General features: G+C 62.1%; 15 protein-coding genes and 1 tRNA gene. 5 read left to right on the top strand and 11 right to left on the bottom strand.

Features of this window, described 5'->3' with window-relative positions:
* Positions 1–146 precede the first annotated feature (146 nt).
* Genes EUU22_RS18665 through EUU22_RS18655 form a run of 3 tightly spaced genes read left to right on the top strand, consistent with a single transcriptional unit; the run spans position 147 to position 1,968 of the window.
* Positions 147–812, top strand: a complete 666-nt coding sequence (locus EUU22_RS18665) for a S24 family peptidase (RefSeq protein WP_129333483.1) — start codon at positions 147–149, stop codon at positions 810–812.
* A gap of 13 nt (positions 813–825) precedes the next feature.
* A complete protein-coding gene (locus EUU22_RS18660) occupies positions 826–1,500 on the top strand; it encodes a thermonuclease family protein (protein WP_129333482.1) in 675 nt (224 codons plus the stop codon).
* Positions 1,501–1,554: 54 nt separating this feature from the next.
* Positions 1,555–1,968 carry a tellurite resistance TerB family protein gene (locus EUU22_RS18655; protein WP_129333481.1) on the top strand — a complete coding sequence of 138 codons (414 nt, stop codon included), beginning with the start codon at positions 1,555–1,557 and terminating at the stop codon, positions 1,966–1,968.
* 16 nt (positions 1,969–1,984) lie between these two features.
* On the opposite strand, the gene EUU22_RS18650 is transcribed toward EUU22_RS18655, so the two are convergent.
* Positions 1,985–2,860 carry a transporter substrate-binding domain-containing protein gene (locus EUU22_RS18650; RefSeq protein ID WP_129333480.1) on the bottom strand — a complete coding sequence of 292 codons (876 nt, stop codon included), beginning with the start codon at positions 2,858–2,860 and terminating at the stop codon, positions 1,985–1,987.
* A gap of 186 nt (positions 2,861–3,046) precedes the next feature.
* On the opposite strand from EUU22_RS18650, the gene EUU22_RS18645 reads away from it, so the two are divergent.
* Positions 3,047–4,912 carry a glycosyltransferase family 2 protein gene (locus EUU22_RS18645; protein ID WP_245485129.1) on the top strand — a complete coding sequence of 622 codons (1,866 nt, stop codon included), beginning with the start codon at positions 3,047–3,049 and terminating at the stop codon, positions 4,910–4,912.
* 73 nt (positions 4,913–4,985) lie between these two features.
* Positions 4,986–6,224, top strand: a complete 1,239-nt coding sequence (locus tag EUU22_RS18640) for an MFS transporter (protein ID WP_129333478.1) — start codon at positions 4,986–4,988, stop codon at positions 6,222–6,224.
* A 9-nt stretch (positions 6,225–6,233) separates the two neighbouring features.
* On the opposite strand, the gene EUU22_RS25340 is transcribed toward EUU22_RS18640, so the two are convergent.
* The 10 genes from EUU22_RS25340 to EUU22_RS18590 all read right to left on the bottom strand — a co-directional run bounded on the left by EUU22_RS25340 (position 6,234) and on the right by EUU22_RS18590 (position 14,248).
* Positions 6,234–6,375: transfer RNA gene (locus EUU22_RS25340), tRNA-Gly, on the bottom strand.
* Complete coding sequence (locus EUU22_RS18635; RefSeq protein WP_129333477.1) at positions 6,363–6,725, bottom strand: hypothetical protein; 363 nt, start codon at positions 6,723–6,725, stop codon at positions 6,363–6,365. The genes EUU22_RS25340 and EUU22_RS18635 overlap by 13 nt, the downstream gene beginning before the upstream one ends.
* A 201-nt stretch (positions 6,726–6,926) precedes the next feature.
* Positions 6,927–7,184, bottom strand: a complete 258-nt coding sequence (locus EUU22_RS18630) for a hypothetical protein (protein ID WP_129333757.1) — start codon at positions 7,182–7,184, stop codon at positions 6,927–6,929.
* Positions 7,178–7,492, bottom strand: coding sequence for a ubiquitination-like system serine protease family protein (locus EUU22_RS18625; protein WP_129333476.1), 315 nt, complete (start codon positions 7,490–7,492; stop codon positions 7,178–7,180). The genes EUU22_RS18630 and EUU22_RS18625 overlap by 7 nt, the downstream gene beginning before the upstream one ends.
* A gap of 27 nt (positions 7,493–7,519) precedes the next feature.
* The gene (locus tag EUU22_RS18620; protein WP_129333475.1) at positions 7,520–7,702 is read right to left on the bottom strand and encodes a hypothetical protein; all 183 of its coding nucleotides are present in this window, start codon (positions 7,700–7,702) and stop codon (positions 7,520–7,522) included.
* Between the two features lie 3 nt (positions 7,703–7,705).
* Positions 7,706–8,689 carry a peptidoglycan-binding protein gene (locus EUU22_RS18610; protein WP_165351214.1) on the bottom strand — a complete coding sequence of 328 codons (984 nt, stop codon included), beginning with the start codon at positions 8,687–8,689 and terminating at the stop codon, positions 7,706–7,708.
* Positions 8,690–8,753: 64 nt separating this feature from the next.
* Positions 8,754–11,090, bottom strand: a complete 2,337-nt coding sequence (locus EUU22_RS18605; RefSeq protein WP_129333473.1) for an SGNH/GDSL hydrolase family protein — start codon at positions 11,088–11,090, stop codon at positions 8,754–8,756.
* Between the two features lie 49 nt (positions 11,091–11,139).
* Entirely contained in the window at positions 11,140–13,275 is a 2,136-nt protein-coding gene (locus tag EUU22_RS18600) for a phage tail protein (protein WP_129333472.1), read from the bottom strand.
* A complete protein-coding gene (locus tag EUU22_RS18595) occupies positions 13,272–13,670 on the bottom strand; it encodes a DUF6950 family protein (RefSeq protein WP_129333471.1) in 399 nt (132 codons plus the stop codon). The genes EUU22_RS18600 and EUU22_RS18595 overlap by 4 nt, the downstream gene beginning before the upstream one ends.
* Entirely contained in the window at positions 13,667–14,248 is a 582-nt protein-coding gene (locus EUU22_RS18590; RefSeq protein WP_129333470.1) for a transcriptional regulator, read from the bottom strand. Before EUU22_RS18590 ends, EUU22_RS18595 begins: the two co-directional genes overlap by 4 nt.
* Positions 14,249–14,254: the final 6 nt, after the last annotated feature.

Here is a 14,254-nt window from a genome sequence, read left to right as displayed (position 1 = left end):
CGTCCGGCACATATTCGCCAGGATCGTAGCCGCAAGAGAGGATTTTATTCCTCTTTTACTCTTTACTCCGGCGATCAGCTTGAATAAAATCCGTGCCGAGCGGAAGGCCCGTCTCTGCCCGTTGTTTCCCTGGAGCATGAGCGACGATGCTATCGCATGACAGTATCTGGAGCGCGATCGACAAGCTGGCGGAGCGCAATCAACTGACGCCCTCCGGCCTTGCCAGACGGGCGGGTCTCGACCCCACCTCTTTCAACAAATCGAAGCGTGTCGCCGCCGACGGGCGCATGCGCTGGCCGTCGACCGAATCCATCGCCAAGGTGCTCGAGGCGACCGGAGCAAGCATCGACCAGTTCATGAGCTACATGCAGCCGAACGACGGGCGGGTGAGCGTGGTTCAGGGCGCACTGCCGGCGACGCCCGGCGCTATTCCACTGATCGGCTTTGCGCAGGCCGGGGCCGGCGGCTTTTTCGACGACGGCGGCTTTCCGGCGGGCCAGGGCTGGGACCTTGTCGAGTTCCCGGCGTCACCGGATCGCAAAGCGGGCGTGTATGCCCTGGAAATCCAGGGAGACAGCATGCTGCCGCTCTACCGGGACGGCGACGTGCTGATCGTCGAACCGGGCGCTCAGGTGCGCCGGGGTGACCGCGTCGTGGTGAAGACCCGCGAGGGCGAGGTGATGGCCAAGGTGCTCGCGCGCCAGACGGCAAAATCGATCGAACTTCTTTCGCTCAATCCCGAACACCCCAATCGCAGCTTCGACATGGGCGACCTCGAATGGATCGCCCGGATCATCTGGGCGAGCCAGTGAGAATGTCTCGGGCATGCGTCGTGCGGCGGTGATTGCAAGTGGTATCGTGATCCTTGCCTGGGGTTCGGCCCTGGTGATTGCCGGCGCCCATCTGCGACCCGTCCCGCCTGCCGCGAAGGCGGAGATCACTATCGCCCCGCCAGAGAAGACTCCGCCTGCCTTCGAGAGCCGCCGCGTGCGTGCGATCAATCCCGGAGCATTCGCCTCTCCGATCGAAGGACCCGGCGAGACGCTGGAACGCATCGCGCCCCGACCGCCTCTCGGCGCGAAGGATGAAAAAGAGGTGGAAGTCATCCTTTTGCAGCGCCCCTGGACGGGTGCTGCAGGCATGCTCGCGGCACGTGGTCGCCGGGTCAGACTCGCCGGCGTCACGCCGACCGAGGTCGGGCGCCGGTGTCCCTCCAGAAGTGGTCCCCCCTGGCCCTGCGGTGTGGTGGCTCGCACGCAGCAACGCCTGCTGATCCGCAACCGAACGGTTGCCTGCGACCACAATGCGGTCAACCGACAGGACACACTGGTGACCGTCTGCCGTGTCGGCGGGACGGATATCGGCACCTGGCTCGTGAGCAATGGGTGGGCGGAAGCCGCGAACGGATCGGTCCTTTCAGAGCTGACATCCATCGCGCGCCGGGAGCAGCGAGGCATTTTCGGCGACGATCCGCGCGAGAGCCTGAACGGTCAGCCTTGAAACACCGTCACGCCACGCCTACTCTACGGAAAAACAACGAGGTTTCTTCCGCACATGAGCAAGCGCCTGACCACCCAGGAAGCCCTGATTTTCGTCATGGTAATGGCCTCCGCCGTCGACAACGCGATGAACGACAAGGAGCTCGGTCGTATCGGTCAGTTGATCGACGTGCTGCCGATCTTCAAGGGTTTCGACAAGGAACGGCTGATCGAGGTGTCGCAGCGTTGCGCCGATATCCTCGCCGGACCGGAAGGGCTGGATATCGCGCTGGAAGTCGTCCGTGATGCCATTCCGCCGCGCAGTTACGATACCGCCTATGCACTCGCCGTGGAAATCACCGCAGTCGACCTTTGCATCCGCCCGGAGGAAATCCGGCTGCTGCAGTTGCTGCGTGACCGGCTGAAGCTGGACAAGCTCACCTGCGCGGCGATCGAGCATAGCGCCATCGCTCGCTATCGTCCCGCCTGAGGGGCCACTGCCGCCGTCAGTAGAGGCTGTTGGGGAAATAGCGCAGATAGATTTCCTGCAACCTTCCGTCGCGTGAAATCGCGGCAAGCGCGCTATCGATGGCCGCGGTTAGTACCTCCTCGTCCTGCCGCAGCATGATCGTCAGCCCCTCGCCGAGGAATTTTTCCGAGACGTAGGCTCCGTCCATCATCGTGCAACAATGGCCGGAAGCCTCGCCCGCCGTCCAGAAAGACAGCTGCAGCGCATCGGCGAAGACTGCGTCTACTTTCTTTTCCTTCAGCGCCTGCAGCATCGCGCCGCGATCGGTAAAGCCGGTTGCGCGGATATCGGGGAAGAAGGCCTTCAGCATGGCCTCATGGGCCGTGCCCGTCACCACGCCGACGGGGCGACCGGCCAGACCTGCAACCTCTCCACCGGGGATATCGACGCCGGCGTTACGAACGAACCGCGCAGGCAACTGCATGAAGGGGCGAGAAAATGAGAAGCGACGCCGGAGCTCCGTCGTGACCCCGACACCTGCAATGACCGCCTCCCCCTGTCCTTCCGAGAGAGCCTTCTCCAGATCGGCATACGGCATCGCCTGAATCTGGCATTTGGCTTCGATGTCGAGTTCAGCGCAAATCTCACGGGCGAGCTCTACGTGGAAGCCGGCAAGGCGCCCCGTCTGGTCAGCAAAGTTGAACGGTGGAAAGTCCGTCGTGGTCAGGAAGCGCAGACGCAGCAGCGTCGACAAGTCGGGGCGCGGCAGCCGTTCGTTCGCATCGAAAAGTACTGGAAGCTGCTGTGCCGACGCAGGCGCTGGGGCAACCGCCGGGGATAGCATGATGCAACCGTACACAAGGAATGCGAGCACACCCTCCAAATTCAGGGATGAAACTTTTGCGTGTGCCATTATGATCCATCCGGGATAGGCTGGGGCGTCATCGATCGATGACGGTTTATCAGAAGCATGGAAGCCGGGGAATACCGAGGGGAGCCGAACGGCGCCGCCTGGCAGGTGGCGACTGCGCGTTCCGACGGCGGCAAAACCGCTGCCGGCGCAGGCTTTTCCCATGCATTTCAGGCGGAGGCGCTGGCGTTGCGCCAACTCGGCTTCTCCAAACCCTTCATCAACAACCTGGCGCGCCGGGCGCGCGCAAACGGAAGTACCATCGAACAGGAACTACTGGCCGACGGTAGCGTCGACGAGCAGGTGTACTATGCGGCGATGGCGCGCTTGCTCGGCCTGCCCTTCATGGAGGAGATTCCGCCCGACCAGATCATGGATCGAGCGGCGCTGGATGTGCTCCTGCAACGTCCGACCATCCTGCGCCTGCACGCTCCGGACAAGGCACCATTGACCGCCATAGTCCCGGAAGCGCGCTATCTTGCCGATCTTGCCGAACGGCTTGTTCGCCATCCGACGCTCAAGGCCGCGCTGGCGGTCGCATCGACTTCCTCTCTCCGCCGGGCGGTATGGCAGGCAGGTGCAACACGCCGGGTTGCCTCCGTCTCCAACGCCCTGTTCGACGAAAACCCGCAGCACTCGGCGCGCATCGTCATGACCGGTCGACAGGGTTTCGTCGCGGGCACACTCCTGACCGGCAGCGCGGCCGCGCTGCTGCTCGCCTCCGGGCCGGTCGCGCTGACACTCCATGTGCTGCTGTCCTCGCTCTATTTCGCAGCGATGATCTTGCGGCTCGGGGCACTCTTCCGCCCTCGCCGTCGCGAGATACTGCCGGAGATGCTGATCGCCGACGACCCGCTGCCGGTCTATTCGGTGCTGGTGGCACTCTACCGCGAGGCGCCGGTCGCGGCCCAACTGATCGCGGCGCTGGAGCGGCTCGACTGGCCACGGTCCCGGCTCGACGTCAAGCTCGTCTGCGAGGCCGACGACCATGATACCATCGAGGCAATCCGCAGGCTGCGGCCCGGACCGCATATGGAGATCATCGCCGTACCGCCGGGCGGACCGCGCACCAAGCCCAAGGCGCTCCTCTATGCACTCGCCGGTGCGCGCGGCGACTATCTCGCAATTTACGACGCCGAAGATCGGCCGCATCCGGGTCAGTTGAAGGAAGCCCACGCCCGCTTTCGGACGGCGGCTCCCGAGGTTGCCTGCCTGCAGGCGCCGCTTATCATTACCAACATGCGTGAGTCCTGTATCAGCACGGTATTCGCGCTCGAATACGCGGCACTCTTCCGCGCGCTTCTGCCGCTGCTTGCCCGCTATCGCATGCCGTTGCCGCTCGGCGGCACTTCCAACCATTTCAGGACAGCCGCGCTACGCGCCGCCGGTGGGTGGGATCCTTACAATGTAACCGAAGACGCCGACCTCGGCATGCGTCTCTATCGGCTCGGCTATCGCTCCGAGACGATCCGTCGGCACACGTTCGAAGACGCGCCGATCAAGGCACCTGTCTGGGTCGGGCAAAGAACGCGCTGGTTCAAGGGTTGGCTCCAGACCTGGCTGGTTGTGATGCGTGATCCGGGACGGGCCCGCCGGGAGATGGGGACCGGCGCCTTCATCGTCTTCCAGTTGCTGATCGGCGGCATGCTCATTTCCTCACTTGGGCACCCCGCCATCCTCGTCTTCGTCATCGCTTCGGCCGCAGCGATGCTCCAAAGCCCTGCCGAGAGCATCCATCCTCTGAAGAACCTGCTCTTCAGCGTCGACGCGATGAACATCTTCGGCAGTTACACCGTCTTTCTCGGGCTCGGTGTCTCCGCCATGATCGAGTATGAGCGACGCCTTCTCGGCTGGCGCTGGCTCGCCATACCTGTTTACTGGATGATGGTTTCCTATGCCGCCTGGCGCGCGGCCTTCGAGCTGAAGGCGAAGCCCTTCTTCTGGAACAAGACGCCGCACGAGCCGCGCCCGGTTACGGTGCCGGCGACGAACCCAGCGACGGCTACGGCCGCGGTCGACCACCCCGGCGCCACGCCTGAAGGTGGCCAGGCTTGACTGTCAAAGGCGCTGCCGCGAAGGATGCGCGCAGGCGAGCGTGAAGATCACATGCCGGCAAAAGGAGAAGGGCATGGGAGAAGAACAGGCAGGGTCCGCCTGGGGCACCTGGAAACGCGTGCCCGGCGCCGTCTGGACCATAGGCTTCGTCTCCCTGTTCATGGATGTCTCATCCGAGATGATCCACGCCCTGCTACCGCTCTATCTCGTCGGGACGCTCGGCGCATCGACCCTTGCCGTCGGTGTCATCGAAGGGATCGCCGAGGCGACTGCCTCCATCACGAAGGTTTTCTCCGGCGCTCTCAGCGACTGGCTCGGCAAACGCAAGCTGCTTGCCGCCTTCGGCTATGCACTCGCCGCCGTGACCAAACCGGTCTTCCCGCTCGCACCGAATATCGGATGGCTGGTTGCGGCCCGCTTCGTCGACCGGATCGGCAAAGGCATTCGCGGCGCGCCGCGTGACGCCCTGGTCGCCGACATCGCATCTCCTGAGCTCAGAGGCGCAAGCTTCGGTCTCAGACAGTCGCTCGACACCCTCGGCGCACTCCTCGGGCCGCTCTTCGCCATCCTCTTCATGTGGCTCTTCGCCGACAACTTCACGGCCGTCTTCTGGATCGCCGTCGCTCCGGCGTTTCTCTCGGCCGGGCTCATAATGTTTGCGGTGAGAGAGCCACCGAACATCGCCGCACGACGGACCGCACGCATGCCGCTCCGCCGTGCCGAACTCGTTCGTCTCGGAACGGCCTATTGGAAGATCGTCGCGGTTGCGACGGCCTTCACCCTGGCGCGCTTCAGCGAAGCCTTCCTGGTGCTCAAGGGGCAAGATATCGGCCTTCCCATTGCATTCGTGCCGCTGGTGATGGTGGTCATGAACGTCGCCTACACGCTTTCCGCCTATCCGGCGGGTGCCCTGTCGGACAGGATGGACCGCATGACCCTTTTGGTCGCCGGACTTTTCCTGCTGCTTGCCGCGGATCTTGTCCTGGCGTTCAGCTCCGGCTTGATCGGGCTGGCTGCCGGAGCGACGCTCTGGGGTCTGCACATGGGCTTCACCCAAGGGCTCCTCTCGGCACTCGTCGCCGACACGGCGCCGGCCGAGCTGCGCGGCACGGCATTCGGAATGTTCAACCTCATTACCGGAATGGCGCTGCTTGCCGCCAGCATGATCGCCGGCGGCCTATGGGACCTCGCCGGCGCGGAGGGCACATTCCTGGGTGGCGCCGTGTTCACGCTTTGCACGCTATTCGGCCTCGCCGCCTTGCGGACAGGGCAACGCGGAAGACGCACGGAACGCAGGAACGACGCAGGGTAAGGAAGAAGCTGGAGCGGGTGAAGGGAATCGAACCCTCGTATTCAGCTTGGGAAGCTTCGAGAACGGTGAGTAATCACAATGCGGCGTGTCACTCAAGATTTTTCATGATGCCTATGGAGCGTGTCTGTTTCCGCACACTCACCGCACCCGCCCGCTCTGGCTTGCCTCGATCCGCTGCAGGATCTCGCGGGTCACCCGCATGTCTGTGGCGAGGCTGTTGAGCGTGCTTTCCACCGCCCGCATGGCCGTCGCCGAATCGGTCGCCTGTTTCTCGACATTGCCGATGCGGAATTCGTGATTGTCGATCAGCCGCGGCAGCGCCTCGAGGCTCGTCACGCGCTTGTCGATCCGGTCGATCGCGGCGCGATTGGCGGATTGCCCATCCGTCAGCCGCGCCCAGGTCGCTCCCCATGCGGCAATCCCGCCGGCGAACCCGATCAGGATCACGATCGTGTTGAGGTTCCACTCCCATTTCCAGGCTGGCGCCTTCACTGTGGTCATATCGCTGTCCTCGCTCAAGCCCCTGCCCCTTCAATCTTCGAGATGGTCCGTGGTTCGATCGGCGAAAGTCACTTCCGGCAAGCCGCATCGCGCGCGCACTGGCGGTTGTTGGAGGCGATCGACGGCCCAGCCGTCGCGTCCTGCGATGCCGCCCGCGCCGCAGCGGGATCGGCAAACCGCACGAACTGATAGCCGGCGCCGTTAGTCGCAAGCCTCGGCTGGCAGGCCGCTGTCATGCATGAACACAAGACACTGATCGCGATCCGAAAGACGATTGAACTCCGCATTGTTCTTCTCCATTTGCGTGATGCGCTGCCCGGCCTCTTTCGCCGCTTCGAGTCGGCCGGCGTCCTTCCCGTCGCTCCGTCCGGCGAGATAGAGCGGCCCGGAAACGAGCAGCGCGCCGGCCAGCGCGGCGACGCCGAGTTTTAGGTAATCCGCGATTCCAAACGTCAGCATGATTTCCAAACTCCGTCGGTCAGCCATCCATGCCAGTGTCCGACGTGATGCACGCTCGGCGTGAGAGTCGGCGCGGTCGTTGATCCGTTCCACGTCCACGACGGGCCATCGACTGGCTTGTATCCGTCCCCGGCCGAAAGCGGTGCTTTGGCGCCGCAGCCGCAAGGGCAGCGATACCAGAACGACACTTCCTTCGGATCGTCTTCATGGCGCGCGATATGGATGGAGCCGGCGATATCCGATCGAAAGAAATCGTCGCGATCCTCGAAAAGAACCGCCGTCACCGGTGGAGTTCGAATTTCAGACATGGCAATCCCTCTTGAGTGTGTCACCGCTTAGCCGATCAATCCGGAAACCGAATGCGCGAGCCACGCCACGCCGGCGAGCGCCGCAGCCGGCCCGGCATAACCCGGCCCCCAGCCGAGGGGAACCGGCCGCATCATGTCGGCATACATGCGCAGGAATGACCAGCACACGCCGCCGACGATCAGCATGATCGGGATAATGAAATCAGCCATCGGTCAGCCCTCCACGCCGGCACGGATTTCGCGCACCGCGGCCATGATCTGCCCGCGCAGGAGGATGATCAGCGCGAGCGCGACGAGCGAGACACCGCCGATCGCGAGCACCGTCTGCCACTGCGCGCCGAGCAGCCCGGTCATGGTCGTGCCGATAGAGCCGCCGAGCGCGACGAGCCAGCTCGTGCGGTCGGCCTTCGTCTTCACCTCCCTCTCCACCTTCGGCGGCAGGACGGGCTTTTCCTCGACGACGGGGGATGCGCTCACCTCCGGCCGCGCCGCCTCGCCGGGTGTCAGCGCCAGCAGCGCCTTTTGCAGCGCCGCCCGCGTCTCCGGCCCGACATCGCCGTCGACCTCGATGCCGGCCGCCTTCTGGAATGTCCTGACCTCGCTTGCATGGTAGCCGAGCAGCACCAGCGAAACCCGCGTCAGCCGCTCCACCCGGTCGGCAAAGTTGGTCTTTCCGCCGTTGATCCGCTTGGTGATCGTCTCCACGTCGCCGCGATCGGCGAGGACGTTGAGCGACTTGCCGGTCGGGTTGCCCTTGTCCCAGTACCAGAGCGGCCCGAGGCCCTCCCAGGGATCGGTGTTGATCAGCTCCGGCTGCTTCTCGAAATCCGGCGGGTCGAGGCCGATCGACCGGCACCAGTCTCGAAAGGCGACATAGTTGCCGCGGCCGGTGATCTGCATCGCAGTCCGGCCCAGGAATTTCTTGCCGTCGCCGTCCTTCGCCGGCGTGTTGCCGATGTCGGTGCGCGTGTCATAGCGCGCCTGCGCCTTCGTCGGGCCCCAGATCTCGCGATCGTAGCGAAAATCCCCGCTCTCGTGCATCACCTGGGCGAGAAACTGCGCCAGCCGATGCGGCCGGTCGAGCCCGACCTTGGCGCCGTATTTGTCGAGCGCCACGAGAAGCGAAGTCATGTTAGCCTCGTTCACGCGCGATTTTGCAGCCGCGCGCAGCTGCGCCGGCGAGATGATTCCGGTCATGGATGTATCCTGATATAGTGGTTAGCGGAAGCTGGCTCGCATGATGCAGATGGACGAAGCGCGTCTAGGAAATAAACCTGACGATACTCTTGAACATCTCAGAATGGCCGAAATCATTCGGGTGCAGGTTATCCGACAGGAACGTGTCCCCATTGATGCCAAGCTGTGCGGTCATGGCATAGTTATCAAGGAATGGTAAACCAAGTCTCCTTGCAACCATGGCAATTGCCTGGGAAACCTCAGCAGTCGAATAGTAATAGGTGCCGCCGCCGCCTTCTTCGCTCGTTCCGATCGCCTGCGGTGGCGCCATCAGGGCAATGTTGGCATTTGGCCTGTTTTCACCGATCCATGTTATGATAGTCGTGAGGCTATCGATGATCTGCTGTGGAGCCCTCGGTTGTGTCGTATGACCTCTATCGTTTGTTCCGAGCTGAATGACGACGTGGTTGGAGTCCGCCGTGAGACCATCGGCCAAGAGGGTTCCAGTCGGCACCCATTCGGTAGACATCGTGCCGATGATGCCCTGATTGACCACACGGCAGATTCTGTTGTGTTCCAGCGCCTCGATACGGAGATTCTGTGTCGCAGAGTTGTTCACCACTCTGACGACATGCTTACCGAGCGCAGCAGAGATCATATAGGATTGTGAATATGCCGCAGGAACTCCATAATGGCTGACAGTCGCCACCGCGGATCCGTCGACATAGACCGTAAACGTTGCGCTCGGGTCATCCCCGATTGTGGTGAACCAGACTGTTATCTCATCACCAAAAAATGTGAACTGCATTTCGTTTGATGGCGGAACGCTCGTGTAGCGGTATAATTTTCCACCACTCGCGGCAGTAGACGTCTTCGGCTTCGGAGCGCCGGTGGAAAGGTTAACCGTCACGTTTGGATTGTCCCATGGCGCGATGAGATGTGACTGACGATATTGCCTGACGCCTGGTGCCGGGTTGCTGAAATTCTCCTGGTTGCATACCTTGTACCCGAGCCATCTTCCGAGTTTGTTCGCCCATGAGGAACTCGTAAGCACGTCACGCGGGTCACTCAGCGAGTGAGCCCGTGGCTCTGAAACGCCGGCATCTGATGTTCCGAGTCCCCAGGTAATTGAATCGCCGATCAGCGTAACAATGACGCTCCAAAGTGGATTGGCGATATCCGTGCTGAGAGCGTCAAACACCAACCTCGCCAAGCGAGACGTATTGTCGGCTGATTCCTTCTGCAGAGACTGGACATCAGGAACGGATGCCGTCCAATTCGGATAGGCAGTCTGGTTGAGCGTGATTTGTGCGAGCGACCATGATGCCCAAAACCCAGTAATGTAGAAATTTGCTGTGCGTGTTCCAGCATCATTGAGTCCGGCGTCGATCCGCACACATGTCTTTGCCGCATTGAGCGCGATCGTGCCGGTGTATCGCCGCGTATTCGATCCGAGGTCTGTATGTGTCAACGTCCCGTTGGATGACATGATTGTGACGTTCGTTCCATCGGAATACCTAGCATAAACCTGCAGACCGTTTGCATTTCCGAACGTCCAGTTCACAGCGCTGGAATGAACCAGCATCGATACCAGAATGTAGCCACCAACGAGGTTAACCTCCTGGATAACGAGGTTGCCGTTTCCGCCGAGGGACGCAGGGACATATATCGCCGTCGTGCATCCAAGGTCAGCTATTACCTGGCTGTCACACTTGTTGAACCGCGCGCTATACGCAGAGTAGATTCCAGCGTCTGGCGAGAATAACTTAACACCATCTCCGTCATTGGCTAGATTACCATTGCGAAACAGATTTGCATGCGCCGAAAAATTGCTGACGGTGTTCGTAACAGACGAAAGATTTGCATTCAGTGCAGACTGATCGGATATCTGCTGAAACGTCAGCGCAGTAGTTCCGACGACGATAGTCGCAGGCGTGGTGCAGATGAACTGCTTTCCACCATTTGCTGTTCCGCCCGTAACGTAGACGGCCATTCCGAGGATTTCCGCGGCTGAATCGGCGTCTGTTGCTCTTGTCCACGCCCCAGACCCCGTCACCCAAATGCCGTTTTGCGATGCGGTCGTATTGTTCTTGACGAGAACACGACTTGCACTAGTCGTGATACCGTCAATCGTCTGCTCGCCGGAAAGAGTGATATTTGCAGTTGTGGAAACCGCAACCGGCTGTTTCCATTGGGCGCCTGATGTGGCAATCGACTCGATAGCATCAATACGGCCGTCGATAACCGATATTTCGGATTCTATTGCATCGATCCGATCGTTCGCCGCGCCGATCCCGTCGTCTAGGACAGTCTCGATCTCTGTTCCCCAGACTGCGGCGTCACCGGGGACTATTTGTCGCGCTGTTCCGTCGATATTGTAGGGCGCAAACACGCTCTCTGCCGCCTTTGTCAGGACCGCCATCTACCTCTCCATAATGTTTTGATGTGCTGTTTTTCGAACACAGACCGGCTCACGGCGCCGGCGGCGTATAGTGATAGACGAGGCCGGGTCCCTCGGTGCCGTTGCTCGTCAGGCACTGAAGCAGCCACTGCACTTCCTGCGATGCGGCAGAATCGCTGAAGTTGAGATCCTGCATCGGACGTCCGGCATAGGTAACGACGTCGAACCAGTCGCCCCAACCGAGAATATCGTTGTAGATCCGTTTCCTCATCCGGATCGCCACCATGTTCAGGCTCGTGCCATGGACGGACACATTCAGCGTCCCGGCGTCTATGCCCCCGCTCGATGCCACGGGCATGGTCGGGGCCGTGTTGTCGATTGCAACGATGCCATTGAGGATCTCCGAGAATGGACTGCCGTCCTCCCCGTTGAAAATCCGCACGCGACAATCGACCGTGACGCCTTCCAGATCGCCGGCGACATAAGCGAAATTTGTCCCCTCGGTCATCGCCGTCCAGCCGTTCGGCAGCGCGCCCGTATAGGTTCGGTAATTCGCCTCCGAGAGGTCGTAAGTTCCGGTGAGCGAGAAGCCGATGCGGAATTCCCGTGATGTATCCGGATAGACCACCTGCACCATCGCCGTCGGCGCATTCGGCTGCGGGATATCCGACGTATAGCCGAGTTCCGGCACCTCGTCCGGCGCATCGGCCTCGTCTACGGCCGGGTTCCACGCCGAAAGCGTCGGCCAGATCGCGAAGGGAATGTCGACGAGCCCCGCTTCGTCGTCTATCTCAGGAGCCGCGAGGCTGACGAGCTCGATATCCCCGGTGTCCGGCTCGGTGATCTGGCCGTAATACCGCCCCCAGGCCGCCAGCCCCACCATGTTCGTCCGCATCACGCCGCTGTCGGCGCGGGAAAGCGCGAACATCCGCCGGGCGATCCGCTGCGCCTGCGATGCAGAGGGGCAGAACGGCAGTTTGATGTCGAGATATTTCGGACCGTAGCGGTCGATCTCGTCCTGCACCCGCGCCCAGGCGATGCCGGAAAGGTCGATCTCCGCCATGTCGTAGTTACGCTCTGGTGAATAGTATTCGAGCCGGCAGATGTTCGGCCGCTCCACCGCCTCCGGGCCGGATTTCCACGAATATTCGACGATGTCGATCGGATCGAAATCGATCTCGGATGTCGGCACGTCGTCGATCAGGTCAAACCAGATTTTCCCGGCATCCGTCATCCGCAGCACGACGCCGGCGGAATCCATCAGCTGCTGCATGGTCGCGCCGCGCTCGCTCTCCCATGCCCACATACCGGAGACGCGCGAGCGCTTTTCCGTACCGGTCTTGGTCGCAACCAGCACGTCGGCCTTGTTCGCTGATGCGGCGATCAGATCCCAGTCGAAGCCGTCGAAACCGAAGGCAGGGTCGCGCCGCAGCACGTGCGCGCAAGCGAGGATGCCGTTGTCAGACCATGCCGTCAGACCTGTTCGCGGATCGTATATTTTTGAGGCGCGCGCCAGCCATTCCGTGTCTGGCACGCCCGCCTGATAGAGTTTCAGGTAGGTTCCGGATGTAAGGCCCGGATTGTAATAGGTGACCAGCGATTGCGCGATCCCGCGCACTCGGTGTGCCGATGTCCAGAGCGACGGGAAGGCCGTCACCAGCGCTGACCAAGCGGTTTCCGAACCCGTGCCGAGCTTGTCCTCGATCTTCATCCAGCTGCCGCCGCTGCGCTTCGGCCAGGGAGGGCTGGTGACGCTGCCGTCCGGATCGACCACGACCTCGCGACCGCCGACATAATAGGCCTCGATCGCGTCGATCGGCCCCTGCAGGCGGGCGACGAGGCGCCAGCGCGTCGAGCCGTCGGTATTGCCGAAAGCTTTCATCCCGCCGACACGAACGCGGCCGATCCCTTCGATGACCGAGCTGTCGGCCGCTTCGAATGTGGACTTGGCGTCGGATGGCTTGATCGCGCCACCGCGCCGGCCGCCGAGCAGCGAGACGGCCGCGAGGCCGCCTATCACGATCGCATTGGCAGCGATCGTTGCAATAGCGCCTGTCGCCGTTGCGGCGATGGCCGTGCTCGAAAGCAGAAACCCCTGAATTGCCGTTGCGAGCAGCGAAACCGGGTCCGCGAGCACGTCCGGCGCCGTGGCGAAGTAGGAAACGCCGGCGAGCAGATAGACGCGGTGAAGCATGTGAAACTTCATCGGATAGACCAGCTCCGAAGGATGAGGCGAGGACGCAGGATCGCGATGCCGCGCGGTTCGCCCCGCCACGCGAAATAACCGCCATGCAGGAAGATGCCGCCGACATCCCCTTTGCTGGAGCGGATGAGCCCGACATCGCCTTCCTGCGGATCGCCGGTCTCGTGCAAACCGGCATTGCAGAGCACGTCGTTCCAGAGCGCCTCGAGCGAGCCCGCTGCGTCTATCAATTGCATGGCCTCATCGCGGGTCGTCCAGCGCGGCAGTTCAATAGACGTGTCTAGCGCCGTTTCGAGCCATGCGGCCACCCACGCGGTGCAGTCGTCGACGCCCCAGACCATGTCGCGCGCGTTGGCCGCATCGATATGCGTCCGCAGCTTTTCCGAAAGCTCGTTCATGCCTTGATGATCTCGTTGACCTTGATGCCCACGAACTGCAGACCCTTGTCACCGGCGTAGCGGCGCTCCTGGTCGGCCGGCGTCCATCGCCCGCCGAACGGGTAGTTCTGGCTTTGCCAGAGGCTCTCGACCGTAAAGGACACCGTCCTGACGCCGATCCCCTGCGACGTCCGGCGCGGAGAAGAGAGATAGCCAGGAAAGAGCGGTTTCAGCCCGCCGGACCAGACTTCCTGCGTCTCCTGGTCGAAAGCGCACCAATAGATGTTGGCGAGCGCCCCCTCGATCTGCCGCGCCTCGTCCTTCACCGAGCGGATGAACTCCGCCGAAACGCCGGAGAGCACGATATCGACCTTCGCTGCCTGCCCGAAGCGCGGATCCTGCACCGCAGAAATGGAAACGATCTGCCGTCCTGCGGGATCGGACACGCCGATCCACTCAAAGCCGCCGACGGTCTTCCGTCCGACGCCGTTGTGCAGCCGCCACGTTCCGGATGGCAGCATCAGCTCCGCGAACCAGGCACGGGCGATATGCGGGCGCCGGAGAAAAAGCCGGTCCGCCTCGGAGAACAGAAAAGCCATGGCTTG

This window comes from Ciceribacter ferrooxidans, assembly GCF_004137355.1.
GTDB lineage: Bacteria > Pseudomonadota > Alphaproteobacteria > Rhizobiales > Rhizobiaceae > Allorhizobium > Allorhizobium ferrooxidans.
This window is presented reverse-complemented; position numbering and strand designations above follow the sequence as displayed.